This window comes from Rhizobium sp. M1 (genome assembly GCF_002531805.1).
Lineage (GTDB): Bacteria > Pseudomonadota > Alphaproteobacteria > Rhizobiales > Rhizobiaceae > Rhizobium > Rhizobium etli_C.
This window is the reverse complement of record NZ_NWSW01000007.1, coordinates 308,604-332,002: the sequence shown is the minus strand read 5'-3', so window position 1 is coordinate 332,002 and position 23,399 is coordinate 308,604. Positions and strand designations below refer to the sequence as shown.

The 23,399-nt window shown below is 63.2% G+C and carries 17 protein-coding genes and 3 tRNA genes; 12 read left to right on the top strand and 8 right to left on the bottom strand.

The annotated features are described in order from the left end of the window. Nucleotides 1-374: 374 nt before the first annotated feature. Nucleotides 375-448 (bottom strand) — tRNA-Gly (locus tag CO655_RS09050). Nucleotides 449-472: 24 nt separating this feature from the next. Next, nucleotides 473-557 (bottom strand) — tRNA-Tyr (locus CO655_RS09045). A gap of 201 nt (nucleotides 558-758) precedes the next feature. Here CO655_RS09045 and rlmB point away from each other — a divergent pair. The 3 genes from rlmB to CO655_RS33795 all read left to right on the top strand — a co-directional run bounded on the left by rlmB (nucleotide 759) and on the right by CO655_RS33795 (nucleotide 2,317). Next, on the top strand, nucleotides 759-1,646 hold the full coding sequence (gene rlmB / locus CO655_RS09040; protein WP_097606505.1) for a 23S rRNA (guanosine(2251)-2'-O)-methyltransferase RlmB: 888 nt from the start codon (nucleotides 759-761) through the stop codon (nucleotides 1,644-1,646). Between the two features lie 312 nt (nucleotides 1,647-1,958). After that, on the top strand, nucleotides 1,959-2,117 hold the full coding sequence (locus CO655_RS33800) for a hypothetical protein (RefSeq protein WP_164517777.1): 159 nt from the start codon (nucleotides 1,959-1,961) through the stop codon (nucleotides 2,115-2,117). Nucleotides 2,118-2,179: 62 nt separating this feature from the next. Continuing rightward, nucleotides 2,180-2,317, top strand: coding sequence for a hypothetical protein (locus CO655_RS33795; protein WP_010028938.1), 138 nt, complete (start codon nucleotides 2,180-2,182; stop codon nucleotides 2,315-2,317). A 30-nt stretch (nucleotides 2,318-2,347) separates the two neighbouring features. On the opposite strand, the gene CO655_RS09030 is transcribed toward CO655_RS33795, so the two are convergent. Both CO655_RS09030 and CO655_RS09025 read right to left on the bottom strand, forming a co-directional pair. Beyond that, the gene (locus CO655_RS09030; protein WP_010028939.1) at nucleotides 2,348-2,680 is read right to left on the bottom strand and encodes a hypothetical protein; all 333 of its coding nucleotides are present in this window, start codon (nucleotides 2,678-2,680) and stop codon (nucleotides 2,348-2,350) included. A gap of 111 nt (nucleotides 2,681-2,791) precedes the next feature. Further along, nucleotides 2,792-2,867, bottom strand: a tRNA-Thr gene (locus tag CO655_RS09025). A 156-nt stretch (nucleotides 2,868-3,023) separates the two neighbouring features. Between CO655_RS09025 and CO655_RS09020 the strand changes: the two genes are divergently transcribed. Genes CO655_RS09020 through CO655_RS09010 form a run of 3 tightly spaced genes read left to right on the top strand, consistent with a single transcriptional unit; the run spans nucleotide 3,024 to nucleotide 5,357 of the window. Then, nucleotides 3,024-3,797: an NAD kinase gene (locus CO655_RS09020; RefSeq protein WP_097606502.1), complete on the top strand. Its 774-nt coding sequence runs from the start codon at nucleotides 3,024-3,026 to the stop codon at nucleotides 3,795-3,797. 4 nt (nucleotides 3,798-3,801) lie between these two features. After that, entirely contained in the window at nucleotides 3,802-4,305 is a 504-nt protein-coding gene (locus CO655_RS09015) for a hypothetical protein (protein WP_097606501.1), read from the top strand. A gap of 32 nt (nucleotides 4,306-4,337) precedes the next feature. Further along, a complete protein-coding gene (locus CO655_RS09010) occupies nucleotides 4,338-5,357 on the top strand; it encodes a dienelactone hydrolase (RefSeq protein ID WP_097664408.1) in 1,020 nt (339 codons plus the stop codon). 55 nt (nucleotides 5,358-5,412) lie between these two features. On the opposite strand, the gene prfB is transcribed toward CO655_RS09010, so the two are convergent. The 3 genes from prfB to CO655_RS08995 form a co-directional block, all read right to left on the bottom strand. Continuing rightward, nucleotides 5,413-6,544, bottom strand: a protein-coding gene (gene prfB, locus CO655_RS09005; protein ID WP_097581562.1) for a peptide chain release factor 2 whose coding sequence is annotated in 2 segments (ribosomal slippage) — nucleotides 5,413-6,474 and nucleotides 6,476-6,544 — 1,131 coding nt in all. Because the reading frame shifts where the segments join, the coding sequence is not laid out codon by codon here. A 99-nt stretch (nucleotides 6,545-6,643) separates the two neighbouring features. Continuing rightward, nucleotides 6,644-9,103 (bottom strand): penicillin-binding protein 1A, encoded by a 2,460-nt coding sequence (locus CO655_RS09000; protein ID WP_097664396.1) that lies wholly within the window; start codon nucleotides 9,101-9,103, stop codon nucleotides 6,644-6,646. 407 nt (nucleotides 9,104-9,510) lie between these two features. Then, nucleotides 9,511-10,785 carry an N-acetylmuramoyl-L-alanine amidase gene (locus tag CO655_RS08995; RefSeq protein WP_097664395.1) on the bottom strand — a complete coding sequence of 425 codons (1,275 nt, stop codon included), beginning with the start codon at nucleotides 10,783-10,785 and terminating at the stop codon, nucleotides 9,511-9,513. A gap of 624 nt (nucleotides 10,786-11,409) precedes the next feature. On the opposite strand from CO655_RS08995, the gene CO655_RS08990 reads away from it, so the two are divergent. Beyond that, nucleotides 11,410-14,304 (top strand): ribonuclease E/G, encoded by a 2,895-nt coding sequence (locus tag CO655_RS08990; RefSeq protein WP_097664394.1) that lies wholly within the window; start codon nucleotides 11,410-11,412, stop codon nucleotides 14,302-14,304. Between the two features lie 301 nt (nucleotides 14,305-14,605). Here CO655_RS08990 and CO655_RS08985 read toward each other — a convergent pair whose 3' ends face one another. Continuing rightward, nucleotides 14,606-16,264 carry an acyl-CoA dehydrogenase family protein gene (locus tag CO655_RS08985; protein ID WP_096769285.1) on the bottom strand — a complete coding sequence of 553 codons (1,659 nt, stop codon included), beginning with the start codon at nucleotides 16,262-16,264 and terminating at the stop codon, nucleotides 14,606-14,608. 179 nt (nucleotides 16,265-16,443) lie between these two features. Between CO655_RS08985 and CO655_RS08980 the strand changes: the two genes are divergently transcribed. The 5 genes from CO655_RS08980 (at nucleotide 16,444) to topA (ending at nucleotide 23,399) form a co-directional block, all read left to right on the top strand. Further along, nucleotides 16,444-17,400 (top strand): aspartate carbamoyltransferase catalytic subunit, encoded by a 957-nt coding sequence (locus CO655_RS08980; RefSeq protein ID WP_010032928.1) that lies wholly within the window; start codon nucleotides 16,444-16,446, stop codon nucleotides 17,398-17,400. Then, nucleotides 17,397-18,686: a dihydroorotase gene (locus CO655_RS08975; RefSeq protein ID WP_097606497.1), complete on the top strand. Its 1,290-nt coding sequence runs from the start codon at nucleotides 17,397-17,399 to the stop codon at nucleotides 18,684-18,686. Before CO655_RS08980 ends, CO655_RS08975 begins: the two co-directional genes overlap by 4 nt. A 46-nt stretch (nucleotides 18,687-18,732) precedes the next feature. Beyond that, nucleotides 18,733-19,353 carry a glycerol-3-phosphate 1-O-acyltransferase PlsY gene (gene plsY, locus CO655_RS08970; RefSeq protein ID WP_097606496.1) on the top strand — a complete coding sequence of 207 codons (621 nt, stop codon included), beginning with the start codon at nucleotides 18,733-18,735 and terminating at the stop codon, nucleotides 19,351-19,353. Beyond that, the gene (gene dprA / locus CO655_RS08965) at nucleotides 19,353-20,495 is read left to right on the top strand and encodes a DNA-processing protein DprA (protein WP_097606495.1); all 1,143 of its coding nucleotides are present in this window, start codon (nucleotides 19,353-19,355) and stop codon (nucleotides 20,493-20,495) included. The genes plsY and dprA overlap by 1 nt, the downstream gene beginning before the upstream one ends. Nucleotides 20,496-20,744: 249 nt before the next feature. Beyond that, nucleotides 20,745-23,399, top strand: coding sequence for a type I DNA topoisomerase (gene topA / locus CO655_RS08960; protein WP_097664393.1), 2,655 nt, complete (start codon nucleotides 20,745-20,747; stop codon nucleotides 23,397-23,399).

The following is a 23,399-nucleotide window of genomic DNA, read 5'->3' as shown; positions in this document are numbered from 1 at the left end:
TGCGGCTTGTTGCGCTCAAACTTACTCTTTGCCATTTGAATGCTTCCTGTGAACGAAATGGTGGCCCCGGCGAACCGGTTTAGTGCCGCCGTTTAAGGCTTTCGGCGAAATTGCGCAAGACTTAATTGCAGACGCCATTCTTGGCGTGAAGGCGCATATGGGAGACAATTCGCCGCCTGCAAGGCGATTCGCCGCAGCCCTTCCAAAAATCACTGGAATCTTAGAGAAAAATCGGACGGATACATCAAGGATGAGCCGCAGTCGGCGGCATCGACACCCTCGCCTACGGCAATAGCGGCGAGCTTCCAGCCGAGGCTGAAACATGGCTCACGACGATCGTGGCTGCGATGGTATCAACTGGCTGTACGGGAGACTGGAGCGGGTAGCGGGAATCGAACCCGCGTATTCAGCTTGGAAGGCTGCTGCTCTACCATTGAGCTATACCCGCGGGATGGTCCGATCCGATGACGAATGGTGGAGAGAGTTGGATTTGAACCAACGTAGGCTGAGCCAACGGATTTACAGTCCGTCCCCTTTAACCACTCGGGCATCTCTCCAGTTTTCGTCCGGATCGTTAGACCAAGTTCGTCAGACTTCGAAGCGTTGCCGCCCGTCGTCTGCGCCGCGTATATGACCGGAGCATTTCCGTCTGTCAACACGATGACAACGGAAAAAACACGAAAAATTTCATTCGCGGCCGAAAGCCGGCATATGAAAGAAAGCCTATGCGGCAGCCAACGCCATAGCTATAAAGCCGCATGAGCAAAGACAAGAAATCCGGCGGCAAGGCCGCAGCAGACCCATCCGCCAAGGATACGCATTACGCCAATCTCAGGCGTGCGCACCGCGACGCCAAGCGCGAACGCGGCGAGATCCCGACACCTCAGCCGCAGAAGCGCAAGAGGGCTGAGGATTGGAAGCCGCCGGCGCTGGCGCCCGACCAGGTCTATCTCTACGGCCTGCATACGGTACGCGCAGCGCTCGACAATCCCGAGCGCAAGAAGATCAAACTCTCCGTGACGCAGAACGCGCTCGCGCGGCTTGAAATCGACGTCGAGACGCTCGGCATTGCCTTCGAGATCGTCTCGCCGCACGAGATCGACAAGGTGCTCGGCCCCGAGGCGATCCATCAGGGGGTCATGCTGGAGACACGGCCGCTGCCGGTGCGCCGGCTCGAAGCGCTGAAGGACAGCCCTCTCCTGCTCGTCCTCGACCAGGTGACCGATCCGCATAATGTCGGCGCGATCATGCGCTCGGCGGTCGCCTTCAATGCCGGGGCGGTGATCACCACCCAGAGACATAGCCCGACCGAGTCGGGCGTGCTCGCCAAATCCGCCTCCGGCGCGCTGGAACTGATCCCTTATATACAGATCACCAATCTCGCCGATGCGCTCGGCGAATTGCACAAGCTCGGTTTCTCCACCATCGGCCTCGATTCGGAAGGGCCGGCGCCGCTCGAAGGCACGTTTTCGGGCGACAAGGTGGCACTGGTACTCGGCTCGGAGGGCAAGGGGCTCCGGCAGAAAACACGCGAGACCGTGACCGCGCTTGCCCGCCTCGACATGCCGGGCGCGATCAAATCGCTGAACGTGTCGAATGCGGCGGCGATCGCGCTTTACGCGGCGCGGCTTTACTTAAAGGCATAGGCTGGCCACGGGCCGCGGCAGCCTGACGCTGATGAGCCATGACGGTGCGTCGCTTGGCTTCACATGCGCGCCGACGGCAATTTCGACAAGTCCAGGGAAGAAGGCGGCAAGCCGCTTTCACTCGGCGCCGCGACGCGGCGTTAGCTCCGTGTCTTTTGCATGTCGTTATCCCGGAACCGCTGCACACGTCCGGGCGACATGCATTAGACAGGAGAAATCCACTTTTGCCTTGGAATGACCTTCTGGAGCACTATGATCGGGCGGCGATCGATCGTAGCGACCGGTCACAAGCAAGAAGGAGCGATCCCCATCATGGCCATTCGACCGCTGATTTTCGGTATCCTGTTCATCGCGGCCTTTGTGGGAATCATCCTCAGCATCATCTGGGTGGACACTTCGCATCCGGTCCACCAGCCCGATCCTTTGTCGCCGACGGCACCCGGCCCCGCGACGCCGGGACCGGTGCAATAAGCCGAGAGGAACGCCGGACGGCGATTGCGCGTTAATCCCCACCGAACGAGGATTGAACGCTCATGCGCATAATGATCGCCGTCGTCGCCTTCATGGTCGCCTCCGTTCTCAGCATCGCAATCCTGTCGCCTTCCGGCGCCGGCCAGACCGGCAAGAGCGACAGGATCGAGGCAAGCGTCAACGAACCGGGCCCTCATTGAGCTGACGGCCCGGGCGATTCGCAACGGCGCTCAGCCGCGATAGAGCCAGAAGGGGACATCGCGATCGCGATGGCGCCACTCGCGGCGTTCCTGCCACCGCTCGGCACGCCACCGCCGCCAGCGGCGGTCATCATCGCGCCAGTCGGAGCGGCGCCAATCGCGCCGATCGCGCCAGCCACGGTCGCCACGCCAGTCACCGTCATCACGCCAACGATCGCCTCGCCAGCTGTCGCGAATTTGGACGACATCTCCCTGCGCCGTCATCCCGGGCCGTTCAACCGGCATGGCGGAAGCAGGTGCGACAGAGGCAAAAGCCGCACCGGCGGCAATGGTTGCGGTGAGAATAATGTGTGCGAGCTTCATGGCTGCGTCCTCATTGATGATGAGGAGACAATGCCCCGGAGCGGCTGAACTGCCGCTGAAGCAGTCCTTCAGGCAGGGTTCATCGAGGGACAGCGGATCGGAGAATAGGGATGGTGCCCCCGGCAGGGTTCGAACCCGCGACCCCCTGATTACAAATCAGGTGCTCTACCAACTGAGCTACAAGGGCAATAGCTGCCCAACTAACAGATTCTGCGATCCTGTAAAGGAAAATCCGATCCCCGTGGACGGTCCGACTTGGCGGCAAAACGCCGGGACGTGCAAAACGGCCTTGTCGCAACGGCCTTTTATCCTTTAGCTAGAGCAGCTTCACAAAGGGCATTGCATGGGCCGTTCATTTCAGACGCTTTCGTTTATCGCCTCGCCGACGATGGAGGCGCTCGCCGCGCGCGAAGAGCTGATTCGCATCTATGGCGACGTGCCGCAGGACAAGGCGGACGTTATCGTCGCGCTCGGCGGCGACGGGTTCATGCTGCAGACGCTGCACAGCACCATGAACTCCGGCAAGCTGGTCTACGGGATGAATCGCGGCTCGGTCGGTTTCCTGATGAACGATTACAGCACGGATCGGCTTCAGGAGCGCATCTGCGTCGCCGTCGAAAACGCCTTCCGGCCGCTGAAGATGACGACGGCCAATGCCGACGGCACCAATTCAACGGCCCTTGCCATCAACGAGGTCTATCTGTTCCGCCAGTCTTATCAGGCCGCCAATCTCAGGGTCGTGGTCGACGGGCACGTGCGCCTGGAGGAGCTGATCTGCGACGGGCTGATGGTGGCCACCCCAGCCGGATCGACGGCCTACAATCTTTCCGCCCATGGCCCGATCCTGCCGCTCGAGGCGCCGCTGCTCGCCATGACGCCGGTCAGCGCCTTCAGGCCGCGGCGCTGGCGGGGGGCTCTGCTTCCCAACAAGGTGACCGTCGATATCGACGTGCTCGAGCCGGTGAAGCGGCCGGTGAATGCGGTGGCCGACAATACCGAGGTCAAGTCGGTGCTGCATGTCCGCATCGCCCAGTCGGAGCATATGACGGCGCGCATCCTCTCCGATCCCGACCGCTCCTGGTCCGACCGTATCCTCGCCGAGCAGTTCAAGGATTGAGACGATGGCAATGCGACGGATATTGATGACCACGATTTTCCTCGTCGGATGCTCGGCCGCCATCGCCGCTCCCGCTCAGGACGCCATCCTGCCGGCTTCGGTGATCTTTGCCACCAGCACCGGCTACTGGGAGGACGACGGCAACGCACCTGATATCGAGCGGGCGCCTTCCGCCGCCGAGAATGTTTCCGCCCCTCAGGGAAAGCGCCATGGCTATTACAAGCTCTTTGCCGTGCGCCAGCCGGATCGGACCTCGAAGGTCTATCTGCAGCAGATTGCCCAGACGGAGACCGGCCCGGCGATCGCCTCGACCGTCGAGCTGCAGGAGATCAGCGACCTGAAGCCCTACGTGACCGATATACGCCCGGAGAATTCGAGCGGCATCAGCAAGCAACCCGGCCTCTTCGCCACCATCTATCTGAAGACCGAGCCGGCGGCCGAGCCGGATGGCTGGACGGTGCTGATCGACGAATTCGGTGACATCACCGTCGAGAAAGCGACCAATTGAACAGCGAGACGCTGTTTGCACAGGCTTGGACGATGAAACTCGGCTTTCGCGACGGGGTACTTTACGACGATCAACGACCGGACTGGGACGCAGCCGGCCCGAGGCCCGTCAGCTGGTCTTTGTGGTATCCGGCTGCCGATGACGCTCGGGAAAGCGATATTCGGGAACGAAGCTGGTTTCGCAAGGCGGCGGTCGCCCGCGATGCGCCGATTCGGCCGGCAAGCACGCCTTATCCCCTCGTCCTGCTGTCGCACGGCACCGGCGGATCCGCGGCCGGGCTGGAATGGCTGGCGCGGCGCCTGGTGGAGCGCGGATTTGTTGCGCTCGGCGTCAACCATCACGGCAATACCGGCGTCGAACCCTACCGGGCCGAAGGCTTTGCCTGTCTCTGGGAACGGGCGCCGGACCTAAGCCTGATGCTGGACCGCAGTCGCGACTGGCTCGGCGATCTCGCCGGCCGGATCGATACAGCCCGTGCGTTTGCGGCCGGATTTTCGGCCGGAGCCTATAGCGTCATGCTGCTTCTCGGCGCCGTCGCCCGGTTCTCGCAGTTCGAACCGTCAAGGCTGAAACCGGGTGGGCCGCGCGGCCCAAGGGAATTTCCCGACCTTGCCGATCATATCCCCTCGTTGCTGCGTGAGAGCGATGTGTTTCGCCAGTCATGGTCCCGCATGTCGCGATCCTATCGAGACGACAGGATCAAGGCCGCGCTCCTCTGCGCGCCGGGTCGCTCCGTTCTCGGTTTCAGCGAGGACAGTCTGAAAACGGTCGAGGCACCCGCTCTTATCCTGGTCGGCGATGCCGACAGGGCGGCACCGGCCGAAGAATGTTCTGCATGGCTGCATGCGCGGCTGGCGCGCAGCGCGCTGAAGATCTTCGGCGGCGGCCTCGGGCATTATGTCTTCGTACCGGAGGGCACGGGATTAGGCTTTGCCTTTGCGGCCGAGCTCTTCACCGATCCCCCTGATATCGCGCGCGCAGCCATCCATGACGAGACCGCCGATCTGTCGGCAGCGCTGTTTCAGGGCGGCGACATCCGCGCCATCGCCTGAACGAAGAAGGCCCCGTCTCCGGGGCCTTCTCGTCATTCGATCTCGCGGCTGCCTGTCAGTCGACATCCTCGACGACCGCGTCGGCGGCGCCGCTGATGCGGTGGGCAAGGGCCGCTTCCATGAATTCGTTCAGGTCGCCGTCGAGCACATCGTCCGGCGCGCTGCTGGCGACGCCGGTGCGCAGGTCCTTGACCAGCTGGTAAGGCTGCAGCACGTAAGAGCGGATTTGGTGGCCCCAGCCGATATCCGTCTTGGAGGCGGCTTCGGCGTTGGCGGCGTCCTCGCGCTTCTTCAGTTCCGCTTCATACATGCGGGCGCGCAGCATGTCCCAGGCCTTGGCGCGGTTCTTGTGCTGCGACCGTTCCTGCTGGCACTGTACGACGATGCCGGTCGGGATATGGGTGATGCGCACGGCCGAGTCGGTGGTGTTGACGTGCTGGCCGCCGGCGCCCGACGAACGATAGGTATCGATGCGGCAATCGCCTTCGTTGATCTCGATCTGGATCGAGTCGTCGACGACGGGATAGACCCAGATCGACGAGAAGGAGGTGTGGCGACGCGCATTGCTGTCGTAAGGCGAGATGCGCACCAGACGGTGCACACCCGATTCCGTCTTCAGCCAGCCATAGGCATTGTGACCCTTGACGAGCAGGGTCGCGGACTTGATGCCCGCCTCTTCGCCGTCGTGGACTTCGAGAAGCTCGACCTTGAAACGCTGGCGTTCGGCCCAGCGGGTGTACATGCGCAGCAGCATGTTCGCCCAGTCCTGGCTTTCGGTGCCGCCGGCGCCGGAATGGACTTCGAGATAGGTGTCGTTGCCGTCGGCTTCGCCGGAGAGCATGGCTTCCACCTGGCGGCGCGCAGCCTCGGCCTTCAAAGCCTTCAGCGTGTCTTCGGCTTCCTTGACGACACTCTGGTCGCCCTCTTCCTCGCCCAGCTCGATCAGCTCGATATTGTCGTTGAGCTGCTGTTCGAGCTGCTTGACTCCGTTGATGCCGTCATCCAGCTGCTGGCGCTCGCGCATCAGCTTCTGCGCTTCGGTGGCGTCGTTCCAGAGGTTCGGATCCTCTGCCTTGTTGTTCAACCAGTCCAGTCGTCTTATCGCCTGGTCCCAGTCAAAGATGCCTCCTCAGCAGGGTGATAGCCTGCTTGGTTTCATCGACCACGTTTTCGATTTCGGCTCGCATTTTCCTGCTTTTCCGTAACTGTCTTTTCAGATGCTGGTGAATAGAGACGCCCGCCGCGGATGTAAAGAGCCGCGGCCGGCGTTCAAAATTCGGCGATGGTCAGAACAGGCCGGGTGTGCCGGTCTGGACGGCCTGGTTGGCCTGCGGCGAGGTCTTCAGGATCTCCTCCGGCGCCATGGTGCTGTCCATGCCGATGACGGAGAAGCTGTCGGCCGGGCCGGTTCCGGGCTTGAAGGCCTCGATGATGGTGTTCGGATCGCCGTCGACGGCGGCCATGCCGGTCTTGCGGTCGATCGGGATCAGGTTCATGCCCGGCGGAATGACGAACTTCGATTCCGGCGTGTCCTTGACGGCGGCCTGCATGAATTCGTTGAAGATCGGGGCGGAGAGACCGCCGCCGGTGCCGCCGCGGCCGAGCGGGCCCGGCGTATCGAAGCCCATATAGAGGCCTGCGACCAGATCCGGCGTGAAGCCGACGAACCAGGCATCCTTCTCATCGTTGGTGGTGCCGGTCTTGCCGGCGACGTCGCGGCCGCCGAGATCGATCTTGCCGGCGGCGGTGCCGCGCTGAATGACGCCCTGCATCATCGAAGTGATCTGGTAGGCGGTCATCGGATCGAGAACGGTTTCGCGGTTGTCGACGACATTCGGCTCTTCCTGATTCTGCCAGTCGCTGGCATTGCAGCCCTCGCACAGGCGCTCCTCATGCTTGAAGATCGTCTTGCCGTAGCGGTCCTGGATGCGGTCGATCAGGGTCGGCTTGATCTGCTTGCCGCCATTGGCAATGACCGAATAGGCCGAGACCATACGCAGCACCGTCGTGTCGCCGGCGCCGAGCGACATGGAGAGAACCGGCAGCATGTGATCGTAGATGCCGAAGCGTTCGGCATATTCGGCAACGATGTTCATGCCGAGATCGTTGGCGAGGCGCACCGTCATCAGGTTGCGCGAATGCTCGATGCCCGAACGCAGCGTCGACGGGCCGCCGGATTCGCCGCCGTAGTTTTCCGGCCTCCAGACCTGGCCGCCCGAGACGATTTCGATCGGCGCGTCCATGATGACGGAGGCCGGCGTATAACCATTGTCCATCGCCGCCGCATAGACGAAGGGCTTGAACGACGAGCCCGGCTGACGCATCGCCTGGGTGGCGCGGTTGAATTCGGACTGGGCATAGGAGAAGCCGCCGACCATGGCGAGCACGCGGCCGGTCTTCGGATCCATGGCGACAAGGCCACCCTGCACCTTCGGCGGCTGGCGCAGGCGATAGGAGGTCGACGCCTCGTCTCCGAGCTTCTCGACATAGACGACGTCGCCCGGGTTCAAGACGCCGGCCGGCGTTTTTGCGGTCTTGCGCGAGCCGTCCGCCGAACGGTAGGCCCATTGCATGTTCTTGGCGTCTATCGTGCCGCGCTGCCGGTCGGCCGCGACCTTGCCGCTGCCGTCCTTGGCCGGCTGCAGGCCGATGTCGACATTGCTGTCCGAGGCGGCGAGCACGACGGCGAGGCGCCATTCCGGCACGTCGGACAGCGCGGGAACATCGGCAAGCGCCTTGCCCCAGTCACCGCTTGCATCGATCTGCTTGATGGGCCCATGGAACCCGCGGCGCTCGTCATAGGTCACGAGGCCATCCTGCAGCGCCTTGCGGGCAGCAAGCTGCATCTGCGGATCGAGCGAGGTGCGCACCGAAAGGCCGCCCTCGTAGAGGACCTTCTCGCCATACTGATCGATCAGCTGACGGCGCACGGCTTCGGCGAAAAAGTCGGACGCGAAGAGCGAGGGGCCAGTGCTGCGGGCAGTCACGCCGAGCGGCTGCTTCTTGGCGTCCGCGCCGTCGCTCTGGCTGACATAGCCGTTCTCGACCATGCGGTCGATCACCCAGTTGCGGCGCTCGAGCGCAGCTTCGGGATGGCGGAAAGGATGATAATTGGCCGGACCCTTCGGCAGCGATGCCAGATAGGCGGCTTCGGCAACGGTCAGTTCGGTAACGGATTTGTTGAAATAGGTGAGCGCGGCGCCGGCGATGCCATAGGAATTCAAGCCGAAAAATATCTCGTTCAGGTAGAGCTCGAGAATCTTGTCCTTGCTGTAGGCCTGCTCGATGCGGAAGGAGAGAATTGCTTCCTTGATCTTGCGGTCGATCGTCTGGTCCGAGCTCAAAAGGAAATTCTTGGCCACCTGCTGGGTGATTGTCGAGGCGCCGACCGGGCGGCGGCCAGAACCGAAATTCTGCAGATTGACGAGGATTGCCCGGCCGAGGCCGGTCAGGTCGACGCCCGGATGGTTGTAGAAATTCTTGTCTTCGGCCGACAGAAAAGCAGCCTTGACGCGGTCGGGGATGGCCTGGATCGGCAGGAAGAGACGCTTTTCCTTGGCATATTCAGCCATCAGAGCGCCGTTGCCGGCATGCACGCGCGTCGTCACCGGCGGCGCGTAGCTGTTCAGAACGGCATAGTCTGGGAGATCCTTCGCGACATTGGCGAGATAGATGGCAATACCCGCCGCCGCGACCAGAAACAGGACGCAGGCCATTCCGAAGAAATATCCAAGAAGTCTAACCATATTTTCAGCTACCGGTCTCTTCGATCTTCAATCGGCACAGACGCAACGATTGCACAGATCAAGGCAATTTGCACGTTGCGCGCGGCTTACTCCATGAGCGCTACCGCTACAAGCCGATTCCGCGCTTCAGGCTGTGAAACATAGGCCGGAGTAACGGCGTGAATGTGAGCAAAATAGGACCCTGCCCGCCGCATTCATCGCTGCGGCCGCGTTTCATCGGAACTGTCACATCCAAGCAACGCCCCTGCCCGCCGCCAATCCGGAGCGCGCGGCTGCGAAACTGATTCAAGCGGCGCACTCAACTCTTTGTTTTTACGGGTATCGACCTTAATCAACCGGCCGGCGCCCTGACCGCGCGTCTTTCATAGACGCAAGCGACACTGTAACACTTTCAACTGCTGCACGCATCACCCACCATTTGCAACGACGCCGCTGCGATACCGCTTCACGGCGTCGGTCAGCAGATCGGCTATCTTGCCGCGCCAGCTCTCATCGAGCAGCCGTTTCTCATCCTCGGCATTCGACAGGAATCCCAGCTCGAGCAGGATCGACGGCACGTCGGGGGCCTGCAGCACGCGGAAGCCGGCATGGCGGTGCGGATTGTTGATGGTACCGACCTGATCCTTGAAGGAATTCAGCACGCTCTCGGCCAGCGAGATCGAAAAGGCCTGCGTCTCGCGCCGCGTCAGGTCGAGCAGGATGTCGGCGACCTCGGGAGGCTCGGCGACCGTCTCCTTGCCGGCGATCTGGTCGGAAAGGTTCTCGCGTTCGGCAAGGTCGGCGGCGAGTTTGTCGGAGGCCTTGTCCGAGATCGTATAGACGGTCGCGCCGCGGATATCCTTCTGCTTCAGCGTGTCGGCATGCAGCGAAATAAACAGGCCGGCATGGTTCTGGCGGGCAATCAGCACGCGCTGGGAAAGCGACAGGAACTCATCGTCATTGCGCGTCAGGAAGGCTTTGATGCCCGGCTCCTTGTTCAGCCGGTCGGCCAGAGCCTTGGCGAAGGCAAGCGTCACCTGCTTTTCCTCGGTCTTGGTATCGACGCCGATCGCGCCGGTATCAATGCCGCCATGGCCGGCATCGACGGCGATGACGAAATCCCCGGGGGCGGTTTTCGCAGGTGCGGGAATGGCGCTCGTCGTCTGGGCCGCGGCGTCCCGATCGTTCCAGGCCCGGTCGCTCCATGATTGCGTCTTGACCAGTTCGGCAAAGGCCTGCTTGTCGATCATCTCGGCCTCAAGCACCAGCCGATGCCCCTTGCCGGCCTCGTCGGCCTGCACCTTGGCGAGGGAAAGCTTCACCGGCCGTGCCGCTGTCAGCACGATGCGGGCGCTCTCCTCGTCCATCTTGCCGTAGCGGATGTCCTTGAAGAGGCCGTGGGCGGCCAGATCCTTGCCCGGAAAGCCGAAGGCGGTCGCCGGCAGGTCGACGACGATGCGTTCAGGATTGGCGATATAGTGAACGGAGAACCGCGGTTCGCGGTCGAAATCGATGACAATACGTGTTCTGGCGTCGTCGCCGATGATGCGCGCGCCATAGGCAAGCAGCGGATCTCTCGTCTCGGCCGAACCCGCGACACCAGGCAGAATACAGCCGGCGACGAACACCGCCGTCATGAGCCGCCTTGCGAATGTCGATCGCCGCGTTGCGGACTGCGCCGCGATCCGAGCCCTCTTAAACAATAAACCGCCACATCCTATTTATAGCGCGATGGACCCGACATGGCCGGAGCGGACGCCCGAGAGCGAAACGCCTTTGCCGCCTGCCGAATCGCAATCGCTGGCCCCCAGCTTCTATGTGTTCCGAAATCCATCAATATTATGGCACATTTGGCTTTTCCCTTGCTATTGTGACAGAGAAAACATACAACGCATTTTAGGGTAGAAGTGTTGACGGGATAGAGTCGCCGCAAGGGCTGCCAGCCAGATCTGGACCTGGCGCCACATCGGTCATCGTCCGCCGTCTCATGCGCTTCAACCCGAGAACTGGATCCTGATTTTCCGGCTTCTGGTCGGAACTTCATTGGTGGATCAGCCACCACGCTCTCAGGGAGCAACCTCATCGGACCCGAAAAGGGTCTTCGTATTTGTCGATCACGCTTGGTTGTTGATGGTTTCGCAGCAGGTTTTATCTGAAGTGTACAGGCCCCGGACCGAAATGGTTCCGGCTGCGGTCTGGCTGCTGCTCTCCTCTTCGCGCCAGGCGCGACTTTCATTATCCGGCGCGGCCACGGTGGACCGCATTCTTTCTGTTTCTACAGCAGTCGGGAATGCGCTCTCGCGGCCACGCCGAGGAGCACAGCTTACATGGCAGACAAAATGCTTATCGATGCGTCTCACGAGGAAGAGACGCGCGTCGTTGTCGTTCGCGGAAACCGCATAGAAGAATTTGACTTCGAGTCGCAGCACAAGAAGCAGATCCGCGGCAATATCTATCTTGCAAAGGTAACGAGGGTCGAGCCCTCGCTGCAGGCCGCCTTCGTCGATTACGGCGGCAACCGGCACGGCTTCCTGGCCTTCGCCGAAATCCACCCCGATTATTATCAGATACCGCTCGCCGACCGTCAGGCGCTGCTTCGGGCCGAGGCCGAGGAGCATCGCCGCGACGAAGACGTCGAGCATGTCGAAACCGCGCCGATGGTCGACCTTTCGACCCAGGACCAGCCGGATGTCGGCATTGTGCCGGCAGAGGCGCCGGAACCGGCTGTCGTAACGGAAGAGGCAACGGCGGAAGACGTTGCCGTAGCGGCAGACGTGGCGGCATCGCCCGAAGCCGCCGAGGAAGCGCCGGCCAAGAAGGCACGGCCGCGCCGCAGCCGCAAGAAAGTCACCGAAGCCGCTGCCGAAACCACCGCGACCGAGGACGCCGTTCCCACGGACGTCGAAGCCGAAGGTGCTGCGAGCGTCGACAACGAGGATGACGGCTCGACCGGCGGCGCAATGGCCGCGATGGTGGAAACCGACTCGATCTCCGAGGACGTCGACACCAGCAAGCGTCGTCACGATGACGACGATGACGATGACGATCACGGCGAAGAGGAAGTCATCGAATCCGTCGGCGCCGAAGACGCAATGGAAGAAGTGCCGGACCGCGTGCAGCGCAAGCCGCGCAAGCAGTACCGCATCCAGGAAGTCATCAAGCGCCGGCAGATCCTGCTGGTGCAGGTTGCCAAGGAAGAGCGCGGCAACAAGGGCGCGGCGCTGACCACCTATCTCTCGCTCGCCGGCCGCTATTCCGTGCTGATGCCGAATACGGCACGCGGCGGCGGCATTTCCCGCAAGATCACCAACCCGGCCGACCGCAAGCGCCTGAAGGAAATCGCGCGCATGCTCGAAGTGCCGCAGGGCATGGGCGTCATCCTGCGCACCGCCGGCGCCAACCGCACCAAGGTCGAGGTCAAGCGCGACTTCGAATATCTGATGCGCCTGTGGGAGAACGTGCGCACGCTGACGCTCGCCTCCACCGCTCCCTGCCTCGTCTATGAGGAAGGCTCGCTGATCAAGCGCTCGATCCGCGATCTCTACAACAAGGATATCGGCGAGATCATCGTTGCCGGCGAAGACGGCTATCGTGAAGCCAAAGACTTCATGAAGATGCTGATGCCGAGCCATGCCAAGGTGGTTCAGCCCTATCGCGACATCCACCCGATCTTCTCGCGTTCGGGCATCGAAGCCCAGCTCGACCGCATGCTGCAGCCGCAGGTGACGCTGCGCTCCGGCGGCTATCTGATCATGAACCAGACGGAAGCGCTGGTTTCGATCGACGTCAACTCCGGCCGCTCGACGCGCGAACACTCGATCGAGGACACGGCGCTGCAGACGAACCTCGAAGCGGCGGAAGAAATCGCCCGTCAGCTTCGCCTGCGCGACCTCGCCGGCCTGATCGTCATCGACTTCATCGACATGGAAGAAAAGCGCAACAATCGCGCTGTCGAGAAGAAGCTGAAGGAATGCCTGAAGAACGACCGCGCCCGCATTCAGGTCGGCCGGATCTCGCATTTCGGCCTGCTCGAAATGTCGCGCCAGCGCATCCGCGCTTCGGTTCTCGAATCGACCACCCAGGTCTGCTCGCATTGCGCCGGCACCGGCCACGTCCGTTCGCAGTCCTCCGTCGCGCTGCATGTGCTACGCGGCATCGAAGAGTATCTGCTCAAGAATACGACGCATAACATCACCGTGCGGACGACGCCTGACATCGCGCTCTACCTGCTCAACCACAAGCGCCAGACGATCGTCGATTACGAGAGCCGCTTCGGCGTGGCGATCGTCATCGATGCGGACGGCTCGGTCGGCGCGCAGCATTTCGCCATCGATCGCGGCGAGGCCGTGGAAAATCCGGTCAAGATCGAAACGCTGTTCAACTTCGCAGCCATTCCCGAGGATGACGACGACGACATCATCATCGAGGCGGATGAGGACGAAGACGAGGAACTCGAGGAAAAGCCGGCAGCGGCCGAACGCGCCGCCACGGCACGCTCGGAAGGTGACGGTGACGGCAACCGCAAGCGCAAGCGCCGCAGGCGCCGCCGCGGCCGCAACGGCAATGCCGAACAGCCTGCATCGGCTGCGGGCGAAGCCGGCGATGAGGACGAGGACGGCGACGACGAAGGCGCCGAAGGCGATGAAACCACCGGCGCTGCGCCGGAGGCCCGTGCCGAAAACGAAGACTCGCAGCGCCGCAAGCGCCGTCGTCGCGGTAAGCGTGGCGGTCGCCGCAACCGCGCCGAGGACGGCTCCGAACTGGCGGCCGGTGAAGCCGGCGAAGACAACGGCAGCGATGAGGACGAAGGCGACGACACCTCGAGTGACGTGGCGCCTGCCGAAGCTGCAATCGTCGAGACGGCTGCCGAACAGCGCGAAGACCAGGCCGCAGCGGCCGCCGTCGAGGGTGCGGCTGTCGTCACCGAGGAAGTGAAGCCCGCCCGTGGCCGCGGCCGTCGCAAGCCCGCCGCATCGCCGGTCGAGGAACCGGTAGTGGAAGCAGAAGCAGCACCCGCCGCCGAAGCCGAGCCAGAGGTGGCCGAAGCCTCCGCCGACCTTCAAACGCCCGCCCAGGAAGAGGCAAAGCCGGTTCGCGCCAACCGCGAATCCAACATCGCCTCGTCCGAGCCGACGGTGAAATCCACTCGCAGCGAAAATGGCGAAAGCGACGACGGCAAGCCGAAGAAGGCCGGCTGGTGGCAGCGCCGTGGCTTCTTCTGAACGCTGATTTTTGGACGTAAATGAGAAAATCCGGCCGCGGCGACGCGGCCGGATTTTGTTTATGGCGGTGCTTTATCAGTGAAGTTGAGTACCCCGAGAGGTAGGCGACACCAGCCCCTCATCCGCCTGCCGGCCCCTTCTCCCCGTAAACGGGGCGAAGGGGATATGCCGCGGCCCTCTGCGTCCCCATTGATCTCTCGCAGGGCACGTCCCCTCTCCCCGTCAGAACGGGGGGAGGGTTAGGGTGAGGGGCAGCCATCGGCTCGATGCCGGTGCGACGAACAACAATACCCGCCTGCGCTCACGCCGCCGGTGGATAGAGAAGATCGACGATGTAGCTGGCGTCGAAGCGGGAATCGAGCATGCCGTAAGTGGAGCGCCAGCCGCCGGCAAGACGCGTCTCGATGAAGGCATCGGCAATGCGCCCTGCCCCAAGCCGATAGAGTTCGGCAGCACCGGCCGCAAGCGCCAGCTGCTCGACGAGCAGGCGCGCCGCGCCTTCATCCTGTTCGCAGAGCGCGATGGCGGCGCGCAGCACGTCGATCGTCTTCTTGCCGGCGGGACCGAGATCACGTGCCAAGCCGGCAAAGACCGTCTCGAACAGGTCCTTGCCGCGGTTGAGCACACGCAGCACGTCGAGCGCCATGACGTTGCCGGAGCCTTCCCAGATCGCATTGACGGGAGCCTCGCGATAGTGGCGGGCGATCGGACGTTCCTCGATGTAGCCATTGCCGCCGATGCATTCCATCGCTTCATAGATCAAGGCGGGCGCGATCTTGCAGCACCAGTATTTGGCGACCGGCGTCATGACGCGGGCATAGGCCGCCTCCTCGGCATTGCCGCGCGCCTTGTCGAAGGCATCGGCAAGACGGAAGGACAGCGCGGTGGCGGCGGCAACGTCGAGCGCCATGTCGGCAAGCACGCGCGTCATGATCGGCTGGTTGACGAGCATCTTGCCGAAAACGCTGCGGCCGCGCGTGTGGTGCACGGCCTCGGCGAGCGAGGCGCGCATGATGCCCGACGAGGCCAGCGCGCAATCGAGACGGGTCAACGTCACCATGTCGAGGATGGTGCGGATGCCGGCATCGGAGCCGCCGAGCAGGAATCCGAACGTGTCGGTGAATTCGACCTCGCAAGAGGCATTGGAGCGATTGCCGACCTTGTCCTTCAGCCGCTGGAACTGCAGGCCGTTGGCCGAACCGTCCTCCAGAAGGCGCGGCACGAGGAAGCAGCCCATGCCTTCCTTGGTCTGCGCCAGCATGATGAAAGCATCGCTCATCGGGGCGGACATGAACCATTTGTGGCCGGAGAGCCGGTAGATGCCTTCGCTGACCTTTTCGGCGGCGCTTCGATTGGCCCTGACATCGGTGCCGCCCTGCTTTTCCGTCATGCCCATGCCGATGGTCACCGCGGACTTCTGCATGGCGGGGCGGTTGGACGAATCATATTTGCGCGAGAGAATCTTCGGCGCCCAGTCCTTCTGCACCGCGGGCGAGGCCGAGAGCGCGGCAACGGAGGCGCTCGTCATCGTCAGCGGGCAGAGATGGCCGGATTCCAGCTGCGCCGTCAGATAGAAGCGGGCGGCGCGAACCTTGTGGGCCTCGTCCTTGGCGTCGGTATCGGCCTGCGGATCCCAGACGGAGGAATGCAGGCCGACCGACATGGAGCGGCGCATCAGCGCATGCCAGGCCGGATGGAATTCGACGACGTCGAGGCGCTCGCCGCGCGGGCCGTGGGTGCGCAGCTGCGGCGCGCCCTGATTGGCCATGCGCGCCAGTTCCTGCGCCTCCGGCGAGGTGACGTAGCGGCCCATGTTTTCCAGATCCTCGCGGATGCCGCGCGGCAGGGCCGCCGTCAGATCGACGATCAGCGGATCGGACCGGTAGGCGTTGATGCCGGACCACAGGCTCGGCTGGTTGAGTTCTGCGAGTTTGTCGTCAGTCCGGTTGGCGGAGGTCATAATTCGCTTCTAGTGTAAGAACCCGGCAAAGGGAAACCGGAAGTTATGATTCGGTTCATTCTGCTCTATCGGAATTCTGGCGAAAATGCATGGGGACATAAGCCTTTGCCCACAGCGCATGCTTGCCCCGGCGGGCCGCACTCTTTATAGACCCGCCAGAGACAGCAAGAGGCAGGGTCATGGTCTTTTTCCCCCACCGCCACCTCATCGGCATCAAGGGCCTCACCGAGCAGGATATCACCTATCTTCTCGACAAGGCCGACGAAGCCGTCAAGATCAGCCGCCAGAGAGAAAAGAAGACGTCGACGCTGCGCGGGCTGACGCAGATCAACCTCTTCTTCGAGGCATCGACCCGCACGCAGGCCTCCTTCGAGCTTGCCGGCAAGCGGCTCGGCGCCGACGTCATGAACATGTCGGTCGGCAATTCCTCGGTGAAGAAGGGCGAAACGCTGATCGATACGGCGATGACGCTGAATGCGATGCGCCCGGATGTGCTGGTGATCCGCCATTCGAGCGCCGGTGCGGCCGCCCTGCTCGCGCAGAAGGTCTCCTGCTCGGTCGTCAATGCCGGCGACGGCCAGCACGAACATCCGACCCAGGCGCTGCTCGACGCGCTGACGATCCGCCGCGCCAAGGGCAAGCTATCGCGCATCATCGTGGCGATCTGCGGCGACGTGCTGCATTCGCGCGTGGCGCGCTCCAACATCCTGCTGCTCAATGCGATGGGCGCGCGCGTGCGCGTCGTCGCGCCGGCCACCCTCCTGCCCTCCGGCATCGCCGAGATGGGCGTCGAGGTCTTCCACTCGATGCAGGAGGGGCTGAAGGACGCCGACGTGGTGATGATGCTGCGGCTGCAGCGCGAGCGCATGTCTGGCGCCTTCGTGCCGTCGGTGCGTGAATATTATCACTTCTACGGACTCGACGCCGAAACGCTGAAAGCGGCGAAAGAGGATGCGCTGGTCATGCATCCGGGCCCGATGAACCGCGGCGTCGAGATCGCCTCCGAGGTCGCAGACGGTCCGCAGAGCGTGATCGCCGAACAGGTGGAAATGGGGGTCGCGGTGCGCATGGCCGTCATGGAGACTCTGCTCGTCTCGCAGAACCAGGGTCCCCGAACCGACGGAATGAAGGCATGAGCAACCCGATCGTCCTCAAGAATGTCCGCATCGTCGACCCCTCGCGCAATCTCGACGAGGTGGGCACGATCATCGCGAAAAACGGCGTCATCCTTGCCGCCGGAAGCGTAGCGCAGAACCAGGGCACGCCGGACGGCGCCGTCGTGCGCGACTGCACCGGCCTCGTTGCGGCGCCAGGCCTCGTCGACGCGCGCGTCCACATCGGCGAACCCGGCGGCGAACACCGCGAGACGATCGCCTCTGCAAGCCGGGCAGCGGCGGCCGGCGGCGTCACCTCGATCATCATGATGCCGGACACCGATCCCGTCATCGACGACATCGCGCTCGTCGAATTCGTCAAGAAGACGGCGCGCGATACCGCCGCCGTCAAGGTCTATCCGGCCGCCGCCATCACCAAGCATCTTGCCGGCGAGGAAATGACCGAGATCGGCCTGTTGATGCAGGCGGGCGCCGTCGCCTTCACCGATGCCCATTCCAGCGTTCACGATACGCAGGTGCTGCGCCGGATCATGACCTATGCGCGTGAATTCGGCGCCGTCGTCTGCTGCGAAACGCGCGACAAATATCTCGGCGCCAACGGCGTCATGCATGAGGGGCTTTTCGCCAGCTGGCTCGGGCTCTCTGGCATTCCGAGAGAAGCCGAGCTCATTCCGCTCGAACGCGATCTCAGGATCGCCGAGCTGACACGGGGGCGTTATCACGCGGCGATGATTTCGGTGCCGCAATCGGTCGAGGCGATCGAGCTTGCCCGCAGCCGCGGCGCCAAGGTGACCTCGGGCATCTCGATCAACAATCTGGCACTCAACGAGAACGATATCGGCGAATACCGCACCTTCTTCAAGCTCTATCCGCCGCTGCGCCCGGAGGACGACCGGGTCGCCATGGTCGACGCGCTGGCGCGCGGCGCCATCGACATCATCGTCTCCTCGCATGACCCGCAGGACGTCGATACGAAGCGCCTGCCCTTCGGCGAGGCGGCAGACGGCGCGGTCGGCCTCGAAACCATGCTGGCGGCGGCCCTCAGGCTTCACCATGGCGGCCAGGTCAGCCTGATGCGCCTGATCGACGCCATGTCCACTCGCCCGGCAGAGATTTTCGGCCTGGATGCCGGCACGCTGAAGCCGGGTGCTGCCGCCGATATCACGCTGATCGATCTCGATGAGCCTTGGCTTGTCGCCAAAGACATGCTTCTCTCCCGCTCGAAGAACACACCGTTCGAGGATGCGCGCTTCAGCGGGCGAGCGGTCGCGACATACGTCTCGGGAAAGCTTGTCCACGCAGTTTAGGGACCGGCCGGACTGAGAACAGGCCATCGGAGGGCCGAGGGGGCATATGTTATCCAATCTCTTGTCATGGCAGATCACGCTGCCGATCGCGCTTGCCGCCGCCGTCATCGGCTATCTCCTCGGCTCCATTCCTTTCGGCCTGATCCTCACGCGCGCGGCCGGCCTCGGCGATGTGCGCAGCATCGGCTCCGGCAATATCGGCGCGACCAACGTTCTGCGAACCGGAAACCGGAAACTCGCCGCGGCAACGCTCTTGCTCGACGCACTGAAGGCATCGGCGGCAGCCTGGATCGTCGGTTATTTCCTCGGCGAGGAGGCCGCGATCATCGCCGGCTTCTTCGCCTTCATCGGCCATCTCTTCCCGGTCTGGATCGGCTTCAAGGGCGGCAAGGGCGTCGCCACCTATATCGGCACCCTCCTCGGCGTCGCACCGATCATGGTCGTGCTCTTCGCCGCCGTCTGGCTGGCGGTCGCCGTCACCACCCGCTATTCCTCGCTGTCGGCGCTCGTCGCCATGCTCGTCATTCCGGTCGCCCTGTTGATCCTCGGCAATGAAAAGGTTGCGGCGGTCATGGCGATCATGACTGTCATCTCCTACTGGAAGCATAGGGCCAATATCTCCCGGCTAATGGGCGGGACGGAAAGCAAGATCGGGGCGAAGGGATAATGGACGCGCCGAGCGCGGGATCAAAAGGTACGGTGCTGAGCGAACGGCAGAGAATTGCCTGGCTGCGCCTGATCCGTTCCGACAATGTCGGCCCTGCGACCTTTCGCGACCTCATCAATCATTTCGGTTCGGCCGAAGCGGCACTCGCGGCGCTGCCGGAGCTTTCGGCGCGCGGCGGCGCGACGCGGGCAATCCGCATTGCCAGCGAGGCCGAGGCGCACCGGGAACTGGAGGCGGCGCATCGTTTCGGCGCCCGCTTCGTCGGCATCGGCGAACCGGACTATCCGCAGGCGCTGAAACAGATCGACGGCGCGCCGCCGCTTCTTGCCGTCAAAGGCGCGCTTGCCGCCGCCAAACGGCCGGCTATCGGCATTGTCGGCTCGCGCAACGCCTCGATCGCCGGCGCCAAATTCGCGGCGATGGTGGCGCGCGACTGCGGCCGGGCGGGTTACACGGTGGTTTCCGGCCTGGCGCGCGGCATCGACACGGCAGCGCACCGGGCAAGCCTCGAGACAGGCACGATCGCGGCCCTTGCCGGCGGCCTCGACAAGCCCTACCCGCCGGAGAATCACAGCCTCATCGAGGAGATAGCCGGCGGCAACGGCCTGGCGGTCAGCGAAATGCCGTTCGGCTGGGAGCCCCGCGCCCGCGATTTTCCGCGCCGGAACCGGCTGATAGCCGGCATCGCGCTCGGTCTCGTGGTCGTCGAAGCGGCGACGCGCTCGGGCTCACTGATCACCGCACGCCTTGCCGGCGAGTTCGGCCGGCTGGTGTTTGCCGTGCCCGGCTCGCCGCTCGATCCGCGCTGCCATGGCACCAACGGCCTGCTGAAGGACGGCGCTTCGATCGTTACCGAACCTGCCGATGTTATCGAGGCCCTGGCGCCGCTGGCGCAACTCGAGCTGTTCCCCTCGTCGAGGGCGGAGGAACCGGCAGGCGAGAGCAGGCCAATAACGATGCCGCCCGGCGATTCAGACCGGATGCGCATCATCGATGCGCTCGGACCGACGCCGGTCGAGATCGACGACGTCATCCGCCACACCGGCCTTCCGGCATCCGCCGTCTATCTCATTCTTCTGGAACTCGACATATCAGGCAGGCTGCATCGGCATCAGGGCGGCCTCGTTTCGCTTTCCGACTGAGCTTTGCGCGATATGAGAGAGCCGCCTCGGGAGTTGCAGGAGCCGCGTGTCGAATTCGACAGGCGCGCCACCTGAAATTGTATTCAGCGCACAATCTTCCCTCGATTGCACCGTACGCAAGAAGTAAAATTGTAGCAAACCCCTTGACCGCAGCGATTTCCCTGTCCATGTCGGAGGGCCAGTATCCAAGTTGCGCTGCGTGTTGCGCTGGCTTCCACGCCGGCGCGGAGTCTTTTTTAGAGAATCATCATGAATGTTGTAGTGGTGGAATCGCCTGCCAAGGCCAAGACGATCAACAAGTATCTGGGTTCGGGATACAAAGTGCTCGCTTCCTTCGGCCATGTGCGCGATCTGCCTGCCAAGGATGGCTCGGTCCTCCCCGATCAGGATTTCGAAATGCTCTGGGAGGTCGATGGGGCCTCGGCCAAGCGGATGAAGGATATTGCCGACGCGGTGAAATCCTCCGACGGGCTTTTTCTGGCGACCGACCCGGATCGCGAAGGCGAAGCGATTTCCTGGCACGTCCTTGACATGCTGAACAAGAAGCGGGTGCTGAACGGCAAGTCGGTCAAGCGCGTCGTCTTCAACGCGATCACCAAGAAGGCGGTGCTCGACGCGATGGCCGACCCGCGCGACATCGACGTGCCGCTGGTCGACGCCTATCTGGCGCGCCGTGCGCTCGACTATCTCGTCGGCTTCAATCTCTCGCCGGTCCTATGGCGCAAGCTGCCCGGCGCGCGTTCGGCCGGACGCGTCCAGTCGGTGGCGCTTCGTCTGGTCTGCGACCGTGAATCCGAGATCGAGCGCTTCATTTCGGAAGAATATTGGAATCTCTCCGCACTTCTGAAGACGCCGCGCGGCGGCGAGTTCGAGGCAAGACTGGTTTCGGCGAACGGCAAACGGCTGCCGCCGCGCGCCATCGGCAACGGCGAAGATGCCGGCCGCCTGAAGGCATTGCTCGAAGGCGCGAGCTATATCGTCGACACGGTCGAGGCGAAGCCGGTCAAGCGCAACCCGGGACCGCCGTTTACGACCTCGACACTGCAGCAGGCCGCCTCCTCCAATCTCGGCTTCTCCGCCTCGCGCACCATGCAGATCGCCCAGAAGCTCTATGAAGGCGTCGATATCGGCGGCGAGACGGTCGGTCTCATCACCTATATGCGAACCGACGGCGTGCAGATGGCGCCCGAGGCGATCGACGCAGCGCGGCGCGCCATCCTCGACCAGTTCGGCGAACGCTACCTGCCTGAGAAGGCGCGCCTTTATTCGACCAAGGCGAAAAACGCCCAGGAGGCACACGAGGCGATCCGTCCGACCGATTTCTACCGCTCGCCCGATCGTCTGCGCAAATTCCTCGACGCCGACCAGATCCGGCTCTACGAGCTGATCTGGAAGCGCGGCATCGCCAGCCAGATGGCGTCGGCCGAGATCGAACGCACGACGGCTGAAATCACCGCCGCCAACAAGGGCGAGAAGGCCGGCCTGCGCGCCGTCGGCTCGGTCATCCGCTTCGACGGCTTCATCGCCGCCTATACCGACCAGAAGGAGGACGGCGAGCAGAGCGACGACGGCGACGAGGATGGCCGCCTGCCGGAGATCAATGCGCGCGAGACACTCGCCAAGCAGAAGATCAATTCGACGCAGCATTTCACCGAACCGCCGCCGCGTTATTCGGAAGCCTCGCTGATCAAGAAGATGGAAGAGCTCGGCATCGGTCGGCCCTCCACCTATGCTGCGACGCTGGCGACGCTGCGCGACCGCGACTATGTGACGATCGACAAGCGCAAGCTGATCCCGCAGGCCAAGGGCCGGCTGGTGACCGCCTTCCTCGAGAGCTTCTTCACCAAATATGTCGAATACGACTTCACGGCCGACCTCGAGGAAAAGCTCGACCGGATTTCGGCCGGCGAGTTGAACTGGAAGCAGGTGCTGCGCGATTTCTGGAAGGATTTTTTCGCGCAGATCGAGGACACCAAGGAATTGCGCGTCACCAACGTGCTCGATTCGCTGAACGAGGCGCTGGCGCCGCTGGTCTTCCCGAAGCGCGAAGATGGCAGCGACCCCAGGATCTGCCAGGTCTGCGGCACAGGCAACCTGTCACTGAAGCTCGGCAAATACGGCGCCTTCGTCGGCTGCTCGAATTATCCGGAATGCAACTACACCCGTCAGCTCTCCTCCGAAAACGGCGGAGAAGCGGAAGGTGTCGCCCTCAACGAGCCGAAGAACCTCGGCACCGATCCGACGACCGGCGAAGAACTGACGCTGCGCTCGGGCCGCTTCGGCCCCTATATCCAGCGCGGCGACGGCAAGGAAGCCAAACGCGCGTCGCTGCCGAAAGGCTGGAAGCCGGAGGATATCGATTATGAAAAGGCGATGGCGCTGATTTCGCTGCCGCGCGATATCGGCAAACATCCCGAAACCGGCAAGATGATTTCCTCGGGCATCGGCCGCTACGGGCCGTTCCTTCTGCATGACGGGTCCTACGCCAATCTGGAAACCGTCGAGGACGTGTTCTCGGTCGGCCTCAACCGCGCCGTGACCGTCATCGCCGAAAAGGCGAACAAGGCGCCGGGCCGCGGTGCCCGCGGCACGCCGGCGGCGCTGAAGACGCTCGGCGATCATCCGGACGGCGGCGCCATCACCGTTCGCGACGGCAAATACGGCCCCTATGTCAACTGGGGCAAGGTCAACGCTACCCTGCCGAAGGGCAAGGATCCGCAGGCGATCACCGTCGAGGAAGCGCTGGCGCTGATCACGGAGAAGGCCGGCAAGGCACCCGCCGGAAAGCCGGCAAGGGCGAAAGCCAAGCCGAAGGCGGCTGCGGCCGAAGCCAAGACCACCAAGACGGCCGCCAAGCCGAAGGCAACGAAGGCGAAAGCGCCGGCGAAATCGAAAAAGGGCTGA